The organism is Paenilisteria rustica (genome assembly GCF_013820765.1).
In the GTDB taxonomy this organism is placed as follows: domain Bacteria; phylum Bacillota; class Bacilli; order Lactobacillales; family Listeriaceae; genus Listeria_A; species Listeria_A rustica.
The window spans coordinates 107,768-130,099 of sequence record NZ_JABJVM010000005.1 but is presented as its reverse complement, the minus strand read 5'-3'; the positions used below and the strand labels follow the sequence as shown (position 1 = coordinate 130,099).

Annotated in this window: 14 protein-coding genes; 13 read left to right on the top strand and 1 reads right to left on the bottom strand. The window is 40.3% G+C overall.

Translation table 11 applies throughout. From position 1 onward, the window contains the following. Positions 1 to 39: 39 nt before the first annotated feature. A complete protein-coding gene (locus tag HPK16_RS06785) occupies positions 40 to 1,509 on the bottom strand; it encodes an AcpB/EbpR/MafR family transcriptional regulator (protein ID WP_181676253.1) in 1,470 nt (489 codons plus the stop codon). A 1,185-nt stretch (positions 1,510 to 2,694) separates the two neighbouring features. Between HPK16_RS06785 and HPK16_RS06780 the strand changes: the two genes are divergently transcribed. The 13 genes from HPK16_RS06780 to HPK16_RS06720 all read left to right on the top strand — a co-directional run bounded on the left by HPK16_RS06780 (position 2,695) and on the right by HPK16_RS06720 (position 22,311). Beyond that, a complete protein-coding gene (locus HPK16_RS06780; protein WP_181676252.1) occupies positions 2,695 to 7,797 on the top strand; it encodes an immunoglobulin-like domain-containing protein in 5,103 nt (1,700 codons plus the stop codon). Positions 7,798 to 7,888: 91 nt separating this feature from the next. Then, entirely contained in the window at positions 7,889 to 8,359 is a 471-nt protein-coding gene (locus HPK16_RS06775; RefSeq protein ID WP_181676251.1) for a DUF4352 domain-containing protein, read from the top strand. A 36-nt stretch (positions 8,360 to 8,395) separates the two neighbouring features. Next, positions 8,396 to 9,679, top strand: a complete 1,284-nt coding sequence (locus HPK16_RS06770) for a nucleotide sugar dehydrogenase (RefSeq protein WP_181676250.1) — start codon at positions 8,396 to 8,398, stop codon at positions 9,677 to 9,679. A 51-nt stretch (positions 9,680 to 9,730) separates the two neighbouring features. Then, positions 9,731 to 10,930, top strand: coding sequence for a glycosyltransferase family 4 protein (locus tag HPK16_RS06765; protein WP_181676249.1), 1,200 nt, complete (start codon positions 9,731 to 9,733; stop codon positions 10,928 to 10,930). 10 nt (positions 10,931 to 10,940) lie between these two features. Beyond that, positions 10,941 to 12,236 (top strand): glycosyltransferase, encoded by a 1,296-nt coding sequence (locus tag HPK16_RS06760; RefSeq protein WP_181676248.1) that lies wholly within the window; start codon positions 10,941 to 10,943, stop codon positions 12,234 to 12,236. Continuing rightward, positions 12,233 to 13,363, top strand: coding sequence for a phage tail tape measure protein (locus tag HPK16_RS06755; protein ID WP_181676247.1), 1,131 nt, complete (start codon positions 12,233 to 12,235; stop codon positions 13,361 to 13,363). The genes HPK16_RS06760 and HPK16_RS06755 overlap by 4 nt, the downstream gene beginning before the upstream one ends. Further along, complete coding sequence (locus HPK16_RS06750) at positions 13,360 to 15,510, top strand: glycosyltransferase family protein (protein WP_181676246.1); 2,151 nt, start codon at positions 13,360 to 13,362, stop codon at positions 15,508 to 15,510. Before HPK16_RS06755 ends, HPK16_RS06750 begins: the two co-directional genes overlap by 4 nt. Positions 15,511 to 15,522: 12 nt before the next feature. Continuing rightward, positions 15,523 to 17,655, top strand: coding sequence for a glycosyltransferase (locus tag HPK16_RS06745; RefSeq protein ID WP_181676245.1), 2,133 nt, complete (start codon positions 15,523 to 15,525; stop codon positions 17,653 to 17,655). A 24-nt stretch (positions 17,656 to 17,679) separates the two neighbouring features. Continuing rightward, the gene (locus HPK16_RS06740) at positions 17,680 to 18,747 is read left to right on the top strand and encodes an accessory Sec system protein Asp2 (RefSeq protein ID WP_181676244.1); all 1,068 of its coding nucleotides are present in this window, start codon (positions 17,680 to 17,682) and stop codon (positions 18,745 to 18,747) included. Positions 18,748 to 18,764: 17 nt separating this feature from the next. Continuing rightward, positions 18,765 to 19,574, top strand: a complete 810-nt coding sequence (locus HPK16_RS06735; RefSeq protein WP_181676243.1) for an ABC transporter permease — start codon at positions 18,765 to 18,767, stop codon at positions 19,572 to 19,574. Positions 19,575 to 19,589: 15 nt separating this feature from the next. Beyond that, on the top strand, positions 19,590 to 20,555 hold the full coding sequence (locus tag HPK16_RS06730; protein WP_181676242.1) for an ABC transporter ATP-binding protein: 966 nt from the start codon (positions 19,590 to 19,592) through the stop codon (positions 20,553 to 20,555). A 57-nt stretch (positions 20,556 to 20,612) separates the two neighbouring features. Next, positions 20,613 to 21,575 carry an SDR family NAD(P)-dependent oxidoreductase gene (locus HPK16_RS06725; protein ID WP_181676241.1) on the top strand — a complete coding sequence of 321 codons (963 nt, stop codon included), beginning with the start codon at positions 20,613 to 20,615 and terminating at the stop codon, positions 21,573 to 21,575. A gap of 43 nt (positions 21,576 to 21,618) precedes the next feature. Further along, positions 21,619 to 22,311, top strand: a complete 693-nt coding sequence (locus tag HPK16_RS06720) for a Crp/Fnr family transcriptional regulator (protein WP_181676240.1) — start codon at positions 21,619 to 21,621, stop codon at positions 22,309 to 22,311. The last annotated feature ends 21 nt before the right edge of the window (positions 22,312 to 22,332 follow it).

Below are 22,332 nucleotides of genomic sequence, written 5' to 3'. Positions count from 1 at the left end.
CATAGTCTTTCGTCCTACCTAATATGGGTGGGGCGTTTTTTATTTAGTAAAACGCTCGTTCTTTTTGTTTAAAAAGACATCTAGTTGTTCAAAGTCTTTTTTTACAGGGGGCATGTTCCAGACAAGGGTGTCTGCTGTAATACCAATTTCTTCATAGAAGGGGAAGTCGCTGATGATGAGATCGATGTGTTGCATGTGTTCGTGGGAATGCAATTCATCGCAAATGATAAGTTGCTCTTCTGAATATCGCTTCCGTAATTCTGTGCGCAGGTATTCTTCCCAAAAATAACCGTTCTCTGAAACAATTTTCACATGAAGTATCCGGTATTGTTGTTCTTGTTGTATCACAATGTTGTAGAAATCCGTTAGATAGTGGATTATCATGGCCTTGTTAGAGCGAATATAACGGTGATTTGGATTCGTTTCAAAGCTATTCAATACCGTTCTAATCTTTTGGCTTAGTTCATGTTTATCAGGAGCTACGTGCGTATATGGTACCTCGGGCAGGGTATTCATTTTATCAATAAAGAGGAAGCGCGTTAGAAAATCAATCGTCTCCGCTAAAATATGTGTCGTATTATGAATATGATACACCTCTAAAAGTTTTACCAAATCCTGGGCTAATTCATGCTTATGAGGATTAACAAGCTGACTATTTTTTACTCGTACTTCTGCCTGTCTTTCATCAACATAAGAGAAATTCGTCCAAAAACACATCAAAACATTCACATAATGCTCATCCTTCGACATCTCAAATCCAACAATATCCTCCAAAATCGAATAATCAACCGGATGAAACTCACGCTGCGCCTCAGCAATGCTTTTCCAAGAGTGAAGATCAGCCTGCGTCATCGTATAGTGGTAACCTTGCTTCACACGCTCCAAACAAACGGCAATCGCAAGCGCATAATTTATCCGAGCAGATAGCGAAAAATAAATCCCAAAACAACTCTCCACCGTCTTAATAAAGTCATTCACACGCGCATACGGTATTTCCGGGAACGGCCACTTCGTATAAGGATAAGAACGGCTATAAATCTGAAAATAATAAAAACGCAAGCGAATCTCCGTCCCTTTAATATCAAGAGGTGTCGTCTCCAAAACAAGGCGGCTCTCGGCAAGATAGGTATCAATCTGGCGAACGCGGCGATACATCGTTGGCAAACTACTGAAATTCTCTTCTGCCCAATCGGTTAAGTTTTGCCGTTTCCCCGCAAAGATATCTTTAGAAATTAAATACATATACGAATTGCTGACGGTCATGGCATATAAATAGGAGAAATTCACTTGCTCTCCCACATCAAATAGCACATGGTACTCATCTTCATGAACATAGGCAATCGCTGGATCAAAAATTTCTTGCAAACTTTTTATATCGCTATCTAGCGTCTTAATAGAACAATGTAGCAATCCCGCAAGTTCTTTCTTCGTATAGTTCTGTTCTGCTGTAAACAAGATGTGCAGCAGTCTTAGCTTCCGATATTCCGAAGCAATGACAAGATTTTTCATACTAAAACACGCTCCTAAAGCACGACTTTCTATTACGCTCAATATAGCACCATAATGGCGATTTGTCATTTTTTTTCACTAAGCAAAGTCAAAAGTTTCTCGATTGAAGAACTTTTTGATAATAATCGCATTTTCGTATTTTTATGTAGTATTCTTATAACTGTAAGAGGCACCGAGAACAGGCAGTATAAGCAAATCTCAGGTACCTAACGAAAAATTCTTCTTCTGGTCATCCCCCGACCAACCTAAGAAAACCGGCTGCATCTCGCAGTCATACTATCTCTTCACAAGTTCCCCAGAAACAATCTTCACAAACCAACCCAATACACGCAAATATAGAAAGAATCTAAAAATAATGGCAATCTATTATTGGTGAACAATAATGGATCCTCTCGAAAAACACATCAAAGGAGGTGAGGCTACCCACGGCGACACAACATCTAGAATGAACTGTTAGTGATGTATGACAATTCAAACGGCAAGCAAGATAAGTTACATCAAAAATGTGATAAATCTGCAAATTTAGAGTATAGCAAGAAAAATACCCTAAAATAAGTGAAATTTGTTACCAAAAAAATGGACATCATTTTGAGCCAAAAAGTAGCAAAAATAAAGAGAAGTACAACAAAGACCGCAAAATGAAGCAATAAAAGCAAGAAAATATTTATTTTACACCACATTACTAAAAGATAAAAATGCATCATAACTTAGTAATATCTAGTATAAACAAGATTAATTAAAGCAACACCAGAGTTTCTATCAATATTAATCAGAATTTTTAAAACAGTCAAACTCTAATTTTGTTAGATTTAACAAAGGTTTCACCCACGCACTATAAAAGTATAATAGTTTACAAATTAAAATGGATATATCGTCCAACTACATTTCTTTTTAGAAGAAACTGGCGATTTACAGAAAAAAACATCGCCAAGTGACTCTAAAATACTATGATATAATCCAATCAGCACGAGTGAAGTAATGAATTTTACTTTGAACAAATGACTGCAGGGACTTATTCCAGAACATAAGGAAACACTACTTAAGATGATTCTATATTTTTAATAAATATAAATGAGAATACAGTTTCTGTTGCAACTTAGGGGGTGTTTATTATGTGAAGGCAACACAGTTCACGCAGAGAAAACAGACAAATAAACAGTTTAAGGAAGAAGGAGAAAAATAAACATGAAAAATGAACAAAAGGGACCAATTAACGTACTATCTAAGGCGTCGGTCATGAAAGCTGCAAAATCACTTTTAGTAGCTACAGTTATTGCAAGTCAAGTATTTACAGTATTACCAGCTGGGTCATTCGCAGCAGAAGCAACAGGGCAAGATATAACAACACCAACATTACCAACTGCAGACCAAGCGGCAAGCAAAATTGCAATTGCACCGATGTCATTAGCTCTAGACAATGGGGTAACAGAGAAACGTGCACAAGTTTCAACATTTGCAGAGTTTAAAGCAGCAGCAGAATCTACAACAATCAACGTTATTGAAATCACTGGTAACTTCCAATTCACAAGTAACGTAGCAATCAACAGCAACATCCGCATTGAAGGTAACGGATATGCGATAACTGCTGGTAATTACCAAATGATTATGCGTTCGACTTCAATCGTCGATGTACAAGACTTGAGCATCACAAACATTGGAACAAAAGGTGTATTCACAGGTTATAACTCAACAGCAGCACCAACAGTTAACTTGACGAACAACGTACAAGTATGGGGAATGATCATGGGTGGATCGGGTAAACTTTCCCTATCTATCGGTGGAACAAACAATAAAATCGTCAGCCCAGATCAATACGGTATGGACGTTGATGAACTAACGATCGAAGACAACACACGTATCGAAGAATTATCAGCTTTAAACACAGCAGTTAAAGTTCGTTCATCAGGTAATGTAGGTATTGGCGATAATGCTTATATCAACATGAACTCAAGCAAAGGTTACGCATTTGACGTATCAAATAGTGCCCTTGTTGTTGGTGAAAACACAGTATTGAAATCATCATCAAAATACGGAACTGTAAAAGCAGCAACATTAGTTGTCAAAAATGGCGCTGATTTAACGCTAGCATCTGGTGATGTCGGTAACGGTATCTACGTATCAGGAAACATTACAATCGGCGATAACGTAAACCTTAAAGCAACTGGTACTGGTACAGCCGTTTATGCATACAACACAGGAGCAGCAATCGTTGTAGGTAAAAATGCTAATATCGATATCGTAAGTGATAACGGTCATGGTATCTATGGTAATGCATCCATCACATTCGGTGACGGTTCATCCCTAAAATTAAGAACACAATATAAAGGTATTTACTCAGCAGGAGCAGCAACAATTCGCTTCGGTACAGTATCTAATCAACCAAAAGCACCAGCAGATCGCGTAAAAATTGATATCGATTCTGGTATCGACTATGGTATCTACTCTGGCGGACCAGTTATCTTCGGTGATGATACAGAAGTTAACGTAAAAGCCAAAGCTGGAGCCATTTATGCAGCTGGAAACTCACGCATCAACTTTGGTTCGAACACAAAAAATACAATCTCATCTTCAGCAGGTAAAGGTATTGATGCTGGTGGCGTAGTATTCGGTGACGATTCAATAGTGGATATCAAAGCTTATGTAGACGGTATCAACACAACAAATACAAGCGGTGAAGGCTTAACAACTGGTAAAAACGTTAGCATGAACATCGTAGCTAATAATCATGACGGTATCTACACATACAAAAACACGAACTTCGGAGAAAATAATACAGTCGTAATTAAAGCACTAAACAGCCATGCCATCCACACATTCTACGGTTCAGCAGTTAATATTGGCGCTAACTCAAGCTTCGACCTATCTGGAACAGACGGAATTAGACAAGAAGCAACAGCAGCATCCGCACTTAACGTAGGAACAAACTCAACATTGAAAATTGCAGCAGCAGACTATGGTATCTACACATACGGTTCTGTAACGTTCGCTAACGGTTCAAAAGCTAACATCCGCGCTGCTTCAAAAACAGCAAAACCAGCAATAAAAGCAAATGGTGTAGTAACATTCAACAAAGACACAATGGCGTATGTAGAATCACTTTACCCATCAACAACGACATCAGTATTCGACTTAAGCGGTGGAGTGAACTCGAAATTAGTGCTTAATAGCCCTAAATTCATCGATTTCCGTCAAAATAACAACAATGCAACATCTAAAACTGGCCACATTGTTAAAGGTTATGGCTCTACAACAGTAGCGAACCAAACACGCGTAGAAATCAACAACGTAAAAAATCTAATGGCATGGAACCACGGAACTGACTGGTCTAAAGCATCAAATACTGCATGGACGGATGTTGAAGCAGGTCGTGTAACATTAGCATACAAAAACGGCACCGTTACAACAAACTACTATGGTGGTCCAGCAACAGGAATAGACGGATTTAGCCTATTCGACTACACACGTCTTTCAACTGAAGGTTCAAGTGCTATCGATCGTCCAGTAGTTAAACCAATCTATGTTGGCGCGAAGACAGTAACCGGTACTGGTACTCCAGGAAACGACGTTATTGTAACATTCCCTAACGGAACAACTGCAAAAGCAACAGTTGCCCCAGATGGTACTTGGACAGTAGACGTACCAGCAGGTGTTAACCTTGCTAAAGATCAATCTGTAGTTACCTACCAAACAAACGGTGTAAACGACAGTGCAAACGTAACAACAAAAGTACAACAAGATCTATCAGTACCAGGAACTCCAGATGTTAACTCTATCAAAGCAGGCGACACAGTCCTTACTGGTAAAGGTGAGCCAAACAAAGACATCACAGTAACACTTCCAGACGGTTCAAAAGTAACTGGTACAACAGATGCTAACGGCGACTTCTCAATCACAATTCCAGCACAAAAAGAAGGCGCAGTTATTTCTGTAACACAAAAAGGTGACAATGGGCTTGAAGGTAACCCAGGTATTGTTATCGTAGCATCAAATGAAAAACCAGTTATCACAGCTGACGATCAAACATTCCGCGTGGGAGATACATTTAACCCATTAGCAGATGTAACAGCAAAAGATAAAGAAGATGGCGACTTAACAGCAGACGTAAAAGTGAAGAGCAGCAACGTAGACATGACTAAAGTAGGTAACTACACAGTCGTTTATACAGTAACAGACAAAGACGGTAACACAACAGAATTATCCGTATCAATCAAAGTTATCGCAGCAACAGCAGGAACAATCACAGCTGGCGAATTCACAATTGGTACAGACAACTACGTTAAAGGCGCTTTAACAGGCGACGTTGCTAAAGCATACTTGGAAGTTAACGGAACACAGTTAACAACAATCAACGTAGCAGGTTCTTCATACCAATACTACGCTAAAAACAACATCTTAGATCCAGCAGACAAAGTATTCATCGTAGCACTTGATGCAAACGGTAAAGTACTACAAAAAACAGAAGTAAAAGTGAACGCAAAAGCAACAGCAGGAACAATCACAGCTAATGACTTCACAATTGGTGCAGACAGCTATGTGAAAGGCGCCCTAACAGGTGACGTAACAAGAGCAGCACTAGAAGTTAACGGAACTAAATTAACAACAATTAACGTATCAGGTTCTTCATACCAATACTACGCTAAAAACAATATTACAAAAGCAACAGACGATGTTTACATCATTGGTTATGACGCAACAGGTAAAGAACTACAAAGAACAAAAGTAAACGTTATTGCAGCAACAGCAGGAACAATCTCAGCAGATGACTTCACAATCGGTAAAGACAACTACGTTAAAGGAGCTCTAACAGGCGACGTAACAAGAGCAGCATTAGAAGTTAACGGTACGCAATTAACAACAATCAACGTATCAGGTAGCACGTACCAATACTACGCTAAAAACAACATCACGAAACCAACAGATCAAGTTTATATCATTGGTTATGACGCAACAGGTAAAGTCCTACAAAGAACACAAGTAAACGTAAAAGCAGCAACAGTAACAGCAGGGACAATCACACCAGATAAATTTGTTCTAGGAACAGACACGTATGTAAAAGGAACATTCACTGGCGATGTAGCAAAAGTTAGCCTAACAGTTAACGGAACAGTTTACCAAACAATCAACACACCAACATCACCATTCCAATACTACGCAAAAGCTAACATCAAGAACGTTACAGATATCGTAACAGTAACAGCATATGATGCGACAGGTAAAGTTTTAGACACGAAAACAGTAACCGTAACAACAGATAAAGGTCAAGCAGGAACAGTACTTGCTGACAGCTACAAACTTGGTAAAGACAGCTATGTAACAGGTTCATACACTGGTGACGTAGTGAAAGTTGCTCTAGAAGTTAATGGAACTGAGCTACAAAAAATCAATGTAACTGGTGGAACAGTGAAATATTATGCGAAACCACAGATCCTTTCTGCAACAGATGTAGTAAAACTTAACGGTTACAACTCAGCAGGCGTATTAGTTAGCTCAAAAACAGTAGTAATCAGCACAACTGATGGTACTGTAACAGCTAATCCATTCGTTATCGGAACAGATGCTTATGTAACAGGAACACTAACTGGTGACGTAACGAAAGTCGCTCTTAAAGTGAATGGCGTAGTTAAAGCAGCTATTCCAGCAACAGCAGGATCATACCAATACTATGCAAAAGCTCTAATCACTGCAGACACAGACGTAGTAGAAGTTATTGCGTATGAAGCAACTGGTGCAGTTCTTAACACAGCTACTGTACAAGTAAGCAAACCAGCAGCTAACGTAACAAAAGGAACTGTAACACCAAATGCTTACAAAATTGGAACAAACACATACGTTGAAGGATCTTACACTGGCGACGTTGCAAAAGTAGCATTAGAAGTAAATGGCACAGAATACAGCCCAATCCCAGCAACTGGTGGCGCAATTCGTTACTATGCAGGATCTCTAATCGCTGACGGAGCAGACGTTGTAAAAGTAAACGTATATGACGCAGCAGGTAAATTACTAGACAGCAAACCAGTAACAATCAACGTAGCAACAGGAACAGTTGTCGCTGACGCAGTAAAAGTTGGCGATGGCTACCTTTACGGAACAGCTACAGGTGACGTTTACAAAGTAACGCTAAGCGTAAACGGAACAGTTCAAACAAGTGTTGCCTTTGTTCAACCAGACGGAACTTACAAATACTACATCAAAGCCCTTAACCTACAACCAACAGACGTTGTAGAAGTAATCGGACTTGATAACCGTGGTGGACAAATCAATACAACTCCAGTAACAATCACACAATAATATAACAGAAGCACTAAAAGGTGTAACAAAGCATAAAGGGGAATAAGACTATTCCCCTTTATGTATTAAATGAATGAGGTGTACTAAACAAATGAAAAAAGTTTTAATCGCAGGAATAACAGCCCTAACACTTGTATTTTTAGGCGCATGTGGCAATACAGCAGACAATGACAAAGACAAAACAACTAAAACAGAGCAAACCGCAAAACAAGAATTCAAAACAAAAACAGTCAACAACATCGACATGAAAATCGGTGAAATCAAGACAACAGAAAGCACGAAAAAAGACAAAAACATGGTCAGCATCGCAATGTCATTCTTAAACAATGATAACGCACCAGTAGGCGTGGGCGCAGGCGATTTCAAAATTAAATCAGGCGACAAAACGTATGAAGTTTTCCCACAAGGAAATAACTTTGGTGATGAGTTCAAACCAAACGAAAAACTAGAAGGAAAAGCTTATTTCGAATTACCAACAAGCGTTAAAAAAGGCACACTTGTATACGCACCAATGGGCAAAGAACAAGCAAGCTGGTCTATCACTATTCCAGAAGCTAAGTAAGAAATTAAAAACCAAACCAGAAAGGGTTGTCATAAATTGAAATTAGTTGTTATGGGATTAGGATATATTGGACTTCCAACCGCAATCATGTTCGCCAATCACGACCAAGATGTACTAGGAATCGATGTGAACGAGAAAGTCATTAAAGAATTAAATACGGGTAAGATTCACATCGAAGAGCCAGGATTGCAAGCGGAACTTGATAGAGCTATCCAAAATAATAAATTTAAGGCAGGTTTGGTTGTAGAGCAGGCAGATGCATTCATCGTATCTGTTCCTACACCAAACAAAAATGACGCCTTAAAATCATGTGATCTAAGCTACGTTTTATCCGCAGTAACAAACATTTTACCAGTCCTTGAAAAAGGAAACACCATCATTATTGAATCCACTATCGCTCCCCGCTCCACCGAAGATCACATTCTACCACTCGTTGAAAGTACTGGCTTAATAGTAGGTGAAGATGTATTCCTCGTTCATTGCCCGGAGCGCGTTTTACCAGGCCAAATTATTCATGAGTTAATCTACAACAACCGCATCATTGGCGGCGTAACACCAGCATGTACCGAAGCTGGAAAGAAAATCTACAGCGTTTTTGTACAAGGTGAATTAATCGAATCAGCGGCATCAACAGCTGAAATGTCCAAACTAATGGAAAACACATACCGCGACGTGAATATCGCACTAGCAAACGAACTCGTACACATCTCAGCAAAACTTGGTATCAATGCACTCGACGTCATCAGTATGGCAAACAAACACCCACGCGTAAACTTACATCAACCAGGTCCAGGCGTTGGCGGACACTGTTTAGCAGTTGATCCTTACTTCATCGCAGCAGCAGCACCAACAGAATCCCACTTAATTCAGCGCTCACGTCACATCAACTCGACGATGCCAAACTTCATTGTAGAAAACACAGTAGCTTTAATGAACAAATTGCAAGGCAGAAAAATCGCGGTTTTCGGACTGACATATAAAGGTGACATCGATGACATTCGCGAAAGCCCAGCCTTAGAAATCTATCATGAATTGGAAGCAATGGGACAATACGATGTGGTAGCATATGATCCGCACGTAGATGCTGGATTTGTAGAACATGACATGGCGGTTGCAACAGCAGATGCTGATCTTGTATTAGTGTTAGTGGACCATTCGGAATTCCGTGACATTACGCCTCAAAGCTTGAAAAACATGCGCGAAATAGCCGTTCTAGATGCGAAAAATATTGCGACACAATGTGCAGATATGGATAAGTATTTCAATCTTGGAACTCTTTCGAAAATTGGTGAACTAAAAGAAGTTGGCGTAACTGTTTAATACAACAATTCGCTAAAAGCATGTGATCAAAATTAGAAATGTGGATGATGAATGAAAAAGATACTTTTAATATCGCAAAATTTCTATCCTGAAATCGGAAGTGCCGCGAATCGAATGAAGCAACTCTTTCGACTGTTCGGAAAAAGCTACGATACAACCTTGTATACGACAGAACCGCAATATCCGAACCGCGACATTTACGAGCAGGAAAAATTTTGGGATGCAGACCTCACTGAGGAAAAAATTGTGCGTGTAAAAACGCGGACAAGCAAATATGAAACGAAGATGATTTTTCGCTTTCTTCTCTATTTGGAAACACTGTGCCGCTTTATTTTGAAAATTTTAAGAGCTAAAGAATCTTTTGATGTTGTCTATGTATCGAGTCCACCTATTTCAATTGCACTCGCAGGGCTAATAGCGAAACGGAAATTTAAAGCAAAACTGATTGTCGATATTCGCGACTTATGGCCAGAATCGCTCAAAGGAGTAGGGAAATTCAATTCACCAATCATTCTATGGATTGCTTATAAATTTGAAAATCGGATTTATAAGCAGGCGGATCAAATTGTCGTCAACAGTGAACGATTTGCAGACTACATCACGGAGAAAGGCATTGATCCAAAGAAGATTACCTTCGTTCCAAACGCTCTAACACCGGAAGAATTGGAGTTAGGAAGCACCAAACGACCGATTATAAATGAACCTATCACAGTTATTTACACTGGGAATATCGGTCTGGCACAAGAATTAGCAAGCTTTATCCGCATGGCCGCCTATTTTGAAAAGGACACAGGTGTTCAATTCAAAATGATTGGTTATGGCGCGAATTATCAAAAACTGATTGATTCGGTGAAAGAACAGGAACTAGCTAACATCATCGTGAACCCACCAGATACACGGAGTAATGTACTCATAAAGCTAGCCGCAGCAGACGTTGCTTTCGTTAGCCTCGTGCCACATCCTGTTTTTGAAACGGTCATTCCTGGTAAAATCGTTGACTACATGGGCATTGGATTACCAATTATCGGTATGGTTTCGGGCTACTGTAAAGATGTTATTTATGCTTCTAATACAGGCTTTATTTACGGGCATGATGAAGAACAAGCAATGTACAGTGGTTTAAAGCACTTGATTCAAGACCACGAACTTCGAGGTAAGTTGAGACAAAACGGCTTACAGTATGCAAAAGCAAACTACAATTGGCAAGAAAATTTTAAACGGATCGAAACGTTGATATCCGAATTTGAATGAGGTAGGAAGCATGTCAAAAAAAATCGCTGTGTTCGTATGGAATTACTTTACAAATGATGCACGGGTGATGCGAGAATGCACCGCCTTACAAGAAGCGGGGTATCATGTTGACCTAATTGCTATCCATGATGTCAAACAACCAGAACTTCCTCTAAAAGAATCCCCCGCTGAAAATTTTACCATTTATCGTGTGAAGACGGGTTATCCCGATTTTCTAAAGCCGCTTATGAACGGCATCCGATTTATGAAACGAAGCAAACCAAGCCTGCTACTTATAGGCTTTATCTTTCTATTATTACTCCTGTTTTTCCCCCTCCCAACGCTTATCGTTAGTCTGATGGTAGCCCTTGTTTTCCTCAAAAAAGTGCAGACAGTCGTCCGACGCAGCCTGATTTTTGCAAGAATGGTGCGTCAAGGACTTGCTAAACGCTACGATATCTACCACGCTAACGACTTGAATACATTGCCACAAGCCACTATTTGTGCCAAAGTATTTCGCAAAAAAAGACTCGTTTATGACTCCCACGAAGTACAAACAAGTAGAACAGGTTACAACAATCCGATGTATGGCATCAGTGAGAAATTCCTGCTCCACTTCACCGACATCTGCATCCATGAAAATGATACGCGAGCCGCTTATATTGAAAAAAGGTATCATTTCTATCCAAAAGTGGTACACAATTACCCAAATAAAGTATACCCAGAGAAAAAAGCTGGTAAGGACTTGCATGCTTTGCTAGACATTCCAGAAGCCGAACCGATTTTACTCTATCAGGGTGGCGTTCAAACTGGACGCGGATTGGATAAACTTGTCGAAGCAACAGCGCTTTTTGATCGAGGTGTGGTCGTAATTATCGGTGACGGTCGGATCAAAGCTGAATTACAAGCACGTGTTGCAAGTGAAAATTTGGAACAAAAAATCAAGTTTTTACCGAAAGTGCCGTTGCAGGATTTACTGGCTTACACGAAAAATGCCTATCTAGGATTTCAAATTTTGAATAATGTTTGTTTTAATCATTACTCCGCATCGTCGAATAAGTTGTTCGAGTATGTGATGAGCGGTGTACCAGTGATTGGCAGTGATTTTCCGGAGATACGGAAGATTGTACAAGGAGAGCAAGTTGGAATTGTGGTTGATTCGCACGATCCAGCGTCGATTGCAGCAGGTGTGAATACGTTACTTGCTAATCTGGAATTGCATGAAACACTACGCCAAAACTGTTTTCAGGCAAGAGAAATATATAATTGGGAACGTGAAAAAGCGATTTTTCTAGAAATCTATAAGGAATTAGAGGATGGAACATGACAAAGAATAATGCCCTTTTGAAACTAAGTGATAATGTGAAATTGAATAAGAATAATGATGCGGTCACAGCAGAGATGGTACAAACAAAAGACTACTATCAAAAAGCTATCTTAGCGGAATTTGCGGCATTTATCCCAATGAGAGCGGTCATCTATGAGATGGATAGCCGATTGGTGAGTCATGCGATTTACTTTTCGAAGTATCGTGATGCAAGCAAGGTTTACTTTTTTGAGAGTAACGCGGCGAAATTGCGAGATGCGCGAAATGATGCAACACGGAACAAGTTTCCACAGATTGAATGTTTGAAACCTGATTGGAGTAGAGATCGTTTTGTGAGGGTAGAAAAAGGCAAGTCTGTCCAAGCAGATATGATTGCGCCACACGTTATTCATGCAACTGCGCGAGTGCTTGAAGCGGGTGTATTGGAATGGTTAACAAAACAGTTACAAGAAGTGAAGCCGATTCTTTGGTTAGAAACGGATAGTGCGAATTTTGCAGAAATAGCTTTACTTTTAGAGAAAACGCAATATCAGCTAAGACAACAAAATGGGAATAACGCAGTGTATACTTTCCAAGAAGCTGCGCCAGAACCTGTAGAGGATCACGAGATTGAAGAAAAAATATTAGAACGACTGGATACGTATAAGCGCCAAATCGAACGAATGAAGCAGGAATACGATGAAGAACTCGCTCTTATCCAAGCCAAACAAGACAAGAAAGTGATCGTTTTGGAAGAGAAATATCGCGCCATCGAAGAAACATGGGTGCAACAAGGTAAGGAACAAACCGAGAAGGTGAGACAACACCAACAAACTACAAATGAGGCGAAACAACTTGTACAGCAAATGTCGGACGCCTTGAATGCAGAAAGAGCAGTTAATACCGATCTTAATAAACATATTTTCAGCTTACTGGAAGATGAGAAACCTGTATTGCTGACAATGAAAAAACGAGATGCGCAGCAAGCGAAAGAAATCAAAAGCTTGAAGAAAGAGAATGCGACTTTAACTAGAAAATTAAGCCAAATGACGGAGAAATACGACCGTTTGAACAGCACGAAAGTTATTCGGATGATGCGGAAGTATTGGAAGCTAAAAAAAAGCCAAAGATTGAGGAATGAAACGTGAAAAAGATTGAGAATTTATATCATGAAATTGAGTATTTACAAAAGAAGATTTTAAGCAATATTCAGCCTGAAGTGATTGCTTCGAAGGATTTCACAAACGCAGAGAATTGGCATAGTTCAAATGATGATTTGGCATTCGAGCAACAAGGCGAAGCGGTCATGGCTACAAATAGCAGCGATAAATATATTTACTTTTCCTACTTGGAGACGAACCTTTTGTTTAGCCGTTATCCGATGCATATCATCGAAACGGTTCCAGGAGAAAAGTTCGAGTTCCAGTTCGATATTGAAATGATTGGAAAACAAGAATGTAAAATTGCCATTATCGAGTACGGTAACAAGAAACAACTGAAATCAACATTGGTTGATCCGAACAAGAAGAATCATCTTAAGGTAGGGCAAGAAACAACGCGTCTACGTATCGCTTTACGGGTGCCGAGCAAGAGTGTCATCACGATTAAAGGTTGCGAATTTGTGCGAACATTTGATGCAGCAAAAGTGACGAAAAACGCGACGACGGTATCGGAAGTAAGAGCTGGATTGAAAGCAATTAAGAAGACGTCAGATTTACGTGTGGCCTGCATTTTTGATGAGTTTACACGAACATGTTACGACAAGGAAGTAAACTTGATTACATTTACACCAGAGAATTGGCAAGAGGTGCTGGAACGTGAGCAACCACATATTTTAATGGTGGAGTCGGCATGGCACGGGAATCATAAGGCCTGGGAATATAAGATTGGTCGGTATGCGAACCAGGATAGAAGCGCGTTATTGGGACTTCTTGAATGGTGTAAGCAGAACGATGTACCGACAATTTTCTGGAATAAAGAGGATCCAATTCATTACGACAAATTTATTGATACGGCGAAATTGTTTAACTATATTTACACAACGGACGCGGACATGATTCCGAAGTACAAGAAGGCAGCAGGGCATGAGAATGTATTTGCACAAAGTTTTGCAGTACAGCCGGAGATGCATAATCCGATTAAATTGTATAAGAAGCGGATTGACAAGATGTGTTTTGCTGGTTCGTATTATGCGAATCGACATGAGGATCGTCGCCGGGATATGGATCAAATTTTAGATGTAACGCAGCAGTATGGATTAGCGATTTATGATCGAAACTTTGATCGTCACTCCCCAGATTTCCAGTTTCCAGAGCGGTTTTTGCCGAGTGTGCTTGGAAGTTTGGCGTACAACGATATGGATATTGCTTATAAAGGTTACAAATATATGTTGAATATTAACAGTATTAAGGAATCACCGACGATGTTTTCACGCCGTGTGTTTGAAGGTTTGGCTTGTGGAACGCCGATTATCAGTAGTTATTCGAAGGGAATCAAGCGAATGTTTGGGGACCTGGTGCTGATTGCGGAAACAGAAGATGCGTTACGGGAGAAAATTCAAGAGATTACGACGGATGACGCGTTGTATCAGCAGAAATCATTGGAAGGAATTCGTGAGGTGTATCATCACCATACGTACAAACATCGGTTGCGCATGATGCTGGCTAACATGGGTATCACGCTAGATGTGCTACCAAAAGCAGTCACGGTGCTGTCGGTCGTACACTCGAAAGCAGATATTGAAGCGGTAAAAGCGAATTTTGATCGCCAAACATATCCAAATAAAAAATTAGTTTTGTTTGCCTCGATGTTTGATGGCGTGACGGATTTGATGAATGTATATAATACGGAAGACGTTAGCATGTACGCCATAACCTATATGAATAATTATCAGAAATTGCAAGATGTTATTGCGACGGAGTATATGAGTTATATGGCAGGTGAACATTTTTATGGGGAGCAATATCTCGCAGATTTATTTTTAGCAACAGAGTATACGAAAGCTGATGTCATCGGGAAGAAAAATATTTTTGAATGGGAAAATGGTGTGCTACAAGAAGATGGGGCGCAAGAAGATTATGAATTTGTTAGTGGGATGACGTATCACAAAGCGTTGATGAAAACGGCAATACCGATGATGGGTGCTGTGCCAGTACTACTTGCCAACATGGAAAATGACGGATCCATGGCGCATTATTTCCGACAAGGTGTGTCTTTGTTCAGTGCCGATAAGTTTAATTTTGTGGCCTATGGTGCAGAAGCCCCGCCAAACATTTTGACTAAAGTAGAAATATAGGAGCGATGACTTTTGAGACAGTTAAAAATCTTAGTCTATGGTGACATGGATTTGAATATTATGGACGGTTCGGCGGTTTGGTTGACATCAATGGCATCCATGTTGGCAATTAATCCGAGTGTGAAGACGGATGTATTGTTGAAAGCGAAAGAACAAAATACGCGTTTGACGGGCGGCATTTCTAATTTTGATAATGTGACGTTGCTTGACCCTTTTGAGACATTTCCAAGTATGCCTTTTGAAAATGGAAATCGGATTCAGGTGGCGGAAGCTTTGGCAAGGATGGAAGTACTGAATAAAAAGAACGACTACCATTTGATCATCATTCGCGGGTTTGCGCTAGTAAAAGAGATGATGAAGCATCCCGATTTGATGAAGAAAACGATGCCATACATCACGGATTTCAATCATGATCCAAAGACAATCTCGGATACCGAACGTTCGGATTTACGTCAAGTCTATGATAGCTTTCCGAATATGTTTTTACAAACGGAGGCAACACGCGCGATTTTTAGTGAACTGATGGATGTGAGTGGGGACAAAGTGGCAATTCTATTACCAATGATTCCCGCGCAACCGAACGTTCCAGATTATCGGAATCGGAATAATCAATTGATTTACAGTGGAAAATTTGCGGCGGAGTGGTATACGGAAGAAATTATCCGCGCGGCGCGAAAACTCGAAAATACGGACATTACATTTTGTATCGTGGGAGATAAGTTTCAAGGAGACTTGCGGGCACGAAATGGCAAGATAAGACAAGCGTTTCAACAGGCGACAAATATTGATTGGGTTGGTGCGGTGTCACGTTCGGAGTCGCAGGAATTTATAGCGGCATCGGATGTTGGTATTAGCTGGCGCAGTGAGTTGATTGATAATGATGCTTCGGTAGAATTATCAACGAAGCTGTTGGAATATGCACGACTGGGCAAACCAGTTTTGTTACGGCGTACAAAAATGCATGAGCAATTACTCGGCAGTGATTATGAATTATTCGTAGACACGGAAGCCGAATTTTTAGAGAAAACACAACTGGTATTAAATGATTCTACCGTCTACAAACGTGCGGCAAAAGCGATGTATCAAGCAAGTCAGAATTTCACGCTGGAAGCTTCTTATGATCGTTTGAAAGACATTTTGTGGAGCTATAACCAAGAACCGATGAATCTCCTATTTGCGAGTCATGATTTGAAATTTATGACGGACATTATCGATTATCTGGAAAATCAACCAAATATCAACGTGAAAATCGATCATTGGACGAATCATACGGAACACGATGTGGTGAACAGCAAAGCATTGCTTGAGTGGGCTGACATGATTTATTGCGAATGGGGCCTGGGCAATACGGTTTGGTACTCGCAAAATAAAAAGCCGAATCAAAAGCTGATCGTTCGTGTCCACGCACAAGAAAAACGTACCACTCATCCTTTCAACTATAACCTCGAAGCTATCGACCATATCATCGCGGTGTGCCCATTCATTATGGAGGAAATGCACCGAATTTGCCAGATTCCCCGCTACAAGATGGTCTTAATTGCCAACACAATTGATACAGAAAAACTGGATCGTCCGAAAAAAAATAATATCGACTTTAACCTTGGTATTTGCGGTGTCATCCCTAAAATTAAAGGGCTTGATAAAGCACTCGACATTTTCGAGCAGCTATGGAAACAAGATAAGCGTTACACCTTGTTCATCAAAGGACAACTACCAAAAGATGTCGCTTGGTTAATGGGGCGTACAGCAGAACGGGAATACTATGACGCTGTATTTGCACGAATCAATGCAGCTGCGTGGAAAGATAGTGTTGTGTTTGATAAGCATGGTAATGACGTTCACGAATGGCTACAGAAAATCGGTTACCTTTTATCAACGAGTGAATCCGAAAGTTTCCATACTGTCTTGATGGAAGGTATGGCGGCTGGCTCTACACCGTGTCTACTCAACTGGCCTGGCGTGGAAACCGTTTATCCCGCCAACTCTATTTTTAAAACACCGGCAGCCATCGCGGACTTTATCGCGAGCAACGAATTAAACGCAGCCGACCAACAAGCTTATAAAGACTATGCTTATAAATATTTTAACAAAGCAAAAATTTGTCACGAAATCGAGGACTTATTGGCCGCAACATTTGTGGGTTAAGTTCCGGACACGAGGAGAGAAATTATGACAAGCGATATCATTATTGAGAAATTAGACACATCCCGCCTAGCCTATACGAGTGGCAAGCTGATAGTGAACTTTAAAGCACTGTACATGCTAGAAGCGAGCTATACGTATGCTTATTATATTTACTACAACGACCAGATTATTGAGCGCCAGTGGTATCAACCAATCGACAAACAACAAGTGACAGTAGATTACCAACCGATCCGAAGCGGTGCCTATAAAATCCGTCTGTTTTTGAAGAAAAACGATACGATGATTATCAATAAAGTAACGAACATGCTGAATGTAGATGTTGCCAATCAGCAAACGGTAACGACAACCTTAGAAAAAGAAGAAATTTACTACAATGATCATCCGGTGAAATATTTGTTCCAGCCAGCAAAAACTCCTTCTGATAAATTAGTCATTTCTTTCTCAGGACTGCATTCCAATGAGTTTCGCGGTGGTCCGCCAGTCTATAATCATTTCCGAACATTGTGGCCATGCGATGTGAACAAACTTTTTATTCTAGATGAGTATAAAGGGCAATTCTGTTACTACATGGGACATAATCGCCGTTCTGATTACGAACGTTCGGTTATTGCATTAATCATGTCCAAAGCAAATGAGCTAGGTATTTCTTCACGCAACATCATCGCTTCTGGTTCTAGTAAAGGCGGTGCCGCATCGCTATATTACGCGATGAAATATCATTTTGGCACTGCCATTGTTGGTGCACCACAAGTTTTCCTAGCGAAGTTCTTGAAGCAGCGTGCGACGAATGCACCGGTTGTCCGTAAGGGTTTGAATAACATGCTTGGCGAGGATAAGGCAGCTGGCGAAAAATATTACGATGAACTCATCATGAATCTCGTCGATACCAATACGGCTTTTCCAAACTTCATCTTCCATATCGGAAAAGGCGATTATCACTATAAACAGCATTTACAACCGCTGCTTAGCAAATTAGATAAAAAAGGCGTCTCCTACGAATTGGACCTTCAAGATTACAGTGATCACAACGCAACAGGCCAGTATTACGCACCATTTTTATTTGAAACAATCTCTAAAATGATTCAAAAATAGGAAGAAGTGAACAAGCATTGAAAGAAACGGTCCAAATTCTAAAAGAGCAGGTACAACATTTCAACAAGATTACGCGGATTGCGAGATATGATCAGCGCGCTGCCTATCAAAGTCACTATCTGGGGATGTTGTGGGAAGTTCTTAGTCCGACATTACAAGTCATGATTTATTATTTCGTATTTGGAATTCGGATGAATGGTGCTAGTTCGATGGATGCGGGTGTGCCGTACATTGTCTGGATGCTTGCTGGTATGATTCCGTGGTTCTTCATCAGCGCGATTATCGTTTCTGGCGCCAATTCGATTTATAGTAATTTGAGTTTGGTGTCTCGTGTGAAGTTTCCGATGAGTATTTTGCCATCGATTACGATTTTTAAATCACTGTATAGTTACGCTACGATGCTCGTTATCCTGCTCGGCTTCCTATTCATCAACCACATCTATCCGACCATTTACTGGACGCAGTTTTTCTACTATTTTGTGTGTATGTGCTTATTCCTATACGCGATTTCTTTGCTAAATGCGACCATCACGATTCTATTTCGAGATTACCAACTGATTATTGGCTCGATGATGCGCCTGTTGTTTTTCGTATCAGGTGCAGTCATGGATGTCACAGCAAACCCAGATTCGCTCATGACGAAAATTTTAAAACTTAATCCGTTTGTGTATATCATCGAGGGGTTCCGCGATAGCTTTTTCTCCAGACAGTGGTTTTTCGCAGAACCCTGGTGGACAGCCTATTTCTGGGGAATCACACTACTCGTGCTCGGCGTCGGATCTGTATTACACCTTCGTTTTAAAGACCGCTTCATGGATTATTTATAGAGAGGAAGAACAAAGATGATAGAAAGTATGGTGTCCGTCAGGCATGTATCCAAGCAATACAGCATGATTACAAGCCCAGCCAAGCAGCTACGATCGCTCTTTCACCCTAGGGAAAAAAAGCCAGAATTCTTAGCGCTACGTGACGTTTCCTTTGATGTCAAACGAGGTGAAACAGTGGGCCTTATCGGTCTAAACGGTTCTGGTAAATCCACCTTGTCGAATATCTTAGCTGGTATCATTCAACCTAGTCACGGCACAGTCCAAACGGGCGGGGAAGTATCCCTGCTAGCCATCGGAGCCGGTCTCAAACCAACGCTTTCCGGAATGGAAAATATTCGCTTGAAGTGTCTAATGTTGGGTTACTCCAATGCGCAGATTGCAGAAATGATTCCAGCTATTACCGAGTTTGCGGATCTACATGATTTCATCGACCAGCCCATTAAGCGCTACTCTAGTGGTATGAAAGCTCGACTTGGTTTTGCCATCGCCGTTCAAATCGATCCTGACATCCTGATTATAGATGAAGCCTTATCCGTCGGGGACACTACCTTTTACCAAAAATGCACGGACAAAATTGCCGAATTCCAGCAAGAAGGAAAAACTATTTTCTTCGTCAGCCATGCCCTTAGCCAAGTCCGCACCATGTGTAGTCGCATTATCTGGCTTCATTATGGGGAAGTAAAACTGGATGGACCAGCCGAAGAAGTTGGTCTGGAATACAGCAAATTCGTTCACCGTTTTAATAAATTATCCAAGGAAGAAAAAACGCAATACCAACAAACTCTCAAGAAACGACAAAATAATAGCAATCAATTAGACATAAAACACACTTACAACCAGCGCAAAGTAAATAACGAATTTCGAAAGTCTACCGTCATCTATCTCAGTATTCTCTGGATATTTACCATTTTTAGTGCTATTTCGATGGAGTCAGATATGTTCTTTACGAAGCTACAAGAAATAATCGCAAGTGTGTTCTAATCGGTGGATAGTGAAAATCAAACATGAAAGATACAATAAATGAAGGAGGCAACAAACATGAAAAATCGAGTTTTAGTAACAGGTGGCGCAGGCTTCATCGGTTCCCATATTTGTGAAATGTATGTAGAAGAAGGATACGAGGTGCTTTGTGTCGATAATTTATCTTCTGGCAAGGTAGATAATATTTGTCACCTACTTGCGAGTGAAAGTTTCACCTTTGTGGAAGCTGATATTAAAGATAAAACTAAAATGATGGCGATTTTCGACTCATTCCGTCCCCAAATTATCAATCATCATGCCGCGCAAAAATCAGTCGTCAGTTCTATCGAAGACCCCGTTTACGATTTAGATATCAATCTCGGTGGCTTGCTAGTCCTACTCCAATGCACGCAAAAGTTCCCAATTGAAAAATTTATCTACGTCTCTTCTGGTGGTGCCCTAAGCAAAGTAATTGAAGGTACTGAAAAATCCAAAGAGAGCGATACCCCTCAACTTTTATCCCCATACGCCATTACCAAATATGCAGGCGAAAAATATTTAGACATCTATGCGAGTACGTATCATTTTGAATACACTGTTTTACGCTATGCTAACATCTATGGCCCGCGTCAAATTCCAGATGGTGAATGCGGGGTTGTTCCAATTTTTGTGAATAATATCTTGGCGAATAAGCCATCGGTGCTAATGACATACCCTGATATGCCAAACGGTTGTACACGCGACTATGTGTATGTTGGGGATGTTGTCGAAGCAAACCGACTTGTATCTGAAAAAGCAGTCAACACGGTTCTGAACATTGGAACAGGAGATGAAATTGCGATTTTAGATATCTACAACACGATTTTAGACGTATTTGAAGAAGATGTGGCGATTACGATGGAAGGCCCACGCGCAGGAGATGTTAAACGCTCGGTTCTTGCTAGTGACCGCGCCAAAGAACTAACGGGATGGACAAATAAAGTGAGTTTGAAAGAGGGTTTGATAGCCTTAAAGCAATCTTTGCTGCAGCAACAAGTCTAAAAAGAGAAATAGGATATGTGAAAATTAAAAGGAGGCATTCATTATGCTACAAACATTTGGTGTTGAAATCGACGAGAATTTCCTGGAAATACTACTGTTTTCCAATAAATCATTTGATAAATATTCCAAGAAGAAAGTACTACCAGCTAAAACAGTTATTGATTCCACGGTGACAGACAATCGTTCCTTTATCTATATAGAAAAAGGGTTGACCAAAATTGTGGCAAGTCATAATACGAAAGAGACAACTATTTCATTCTCTGGAGACGGCGAATTTATAGGTTTTGCCTCATTATTATCAAGAGGAAGCAATCAATTTGAATTAGAAACGATTTCAGAAACGACGGCATATTTCATCGATCCGTACTTCGTTTTAAATGTGATCGATGAATCAGGTTGGGGAACCTCGATTCTACTAAAAATCATTGAAAATCTAACACAATCCGTGAACTATTATGGCAAATTTAATTTACTACCAGCAAAAGCAAAAGTAGCAGCATCCTTGCTACACTTAGAATCTAAAAAGCTAGGCAAATCAGAGGGACATTTACCAAAAGAAATCTGTCAGCACCATTTAGCGAGTTATTGTCAAATCACGCGCGAGTATGCAACGACGATACTATCTAAGTTTGAAGAAGAGGGGCTCGTTAAATTAACGCCGAAACCAATTACAATCTTGGATACACAGACACTAAAAGAAATGGTCGGCTTCGAAGTATCAGGATCTTTACATTAATAAATACATGGCGGGAAGCGT

What these genes read in the sequence shown, in the direction of transcription:
- HPK16_RS06785 (WP_181676253.1), bottom strand. Translation starts at nt 1,509, where the DNA reads ATGAAAAATCTTGTCATTGCTTCGGAATATCGGAAGCTAAGACTGCTG.
- HPK16_RS06780 (WP_181676252.1), top strand. Translation starts at nt 2,695, where the DNA reads ATGAAAAATGAACAAAAGGGACCAATTAACGTACTATCTAAGGCGTCG.
- HPK16_RS06775 (WP_181676251.1), top strand. Translation starts at nt 7,889, where the DNA reads ATGAAAAAAGTTTTAATCGCAGGAATAACAGCCCTAACACTTGTATTT.
- HPK16_RS06765 (WP_181676249.1), top strand. Translation starts at nt 9,731, where the DNA reads ATGAAAAAGATACTTTTAATATCGCAAAATTTCTATCCTGAAATCGGA.
- HPK16_RS06760 (WP_181676248.1), top strand. Translation starts at nt 10,941, where the DNA reads ATGTCAAAAAAAATCGCTGTGTTCGTATGGAATTACTTTACAAATGAT.
- HPK16_RS06755 (WP_181676247.1), top strand. Translation starts at nt 12,233, where the DNA reads ATGACAAAGAATAATGCCCTTTTGAAACTAAGTGATAATGTGAAATTG.
- HPK16_RS06740 (WP_181676244.1), top strand. Translation starts at nt 17,680, where the DNA reads ATGACAAGCGATATCATTATTGAGAAATTAGACACATCCCGCCTAGCC.
- HPK16_RS06730 (WP_181676242.1), top strand. Translation starts at nt 19,590, where the DNA reads ATGATAGAAAGTATGGTGTCCGTCAGGCATGTATCCAAGCAATACAGC.
- HPK16_RS06725 (WP_181676241.1), top strand. Translation starts at nt 20,613, where the DNA reads ATGAAAAATCGAGTTTTAGTAACAGGTGGCGCAGGCTTCATCGGTTCC.
- HPK16_RS06720 (WP_181676240.1), top strand. Translation starts at nt 21,619, where the DNA reads ATGCTACAAACATTTGGTGTTGAAATCGACGAGAATTTCCTGGAAATA.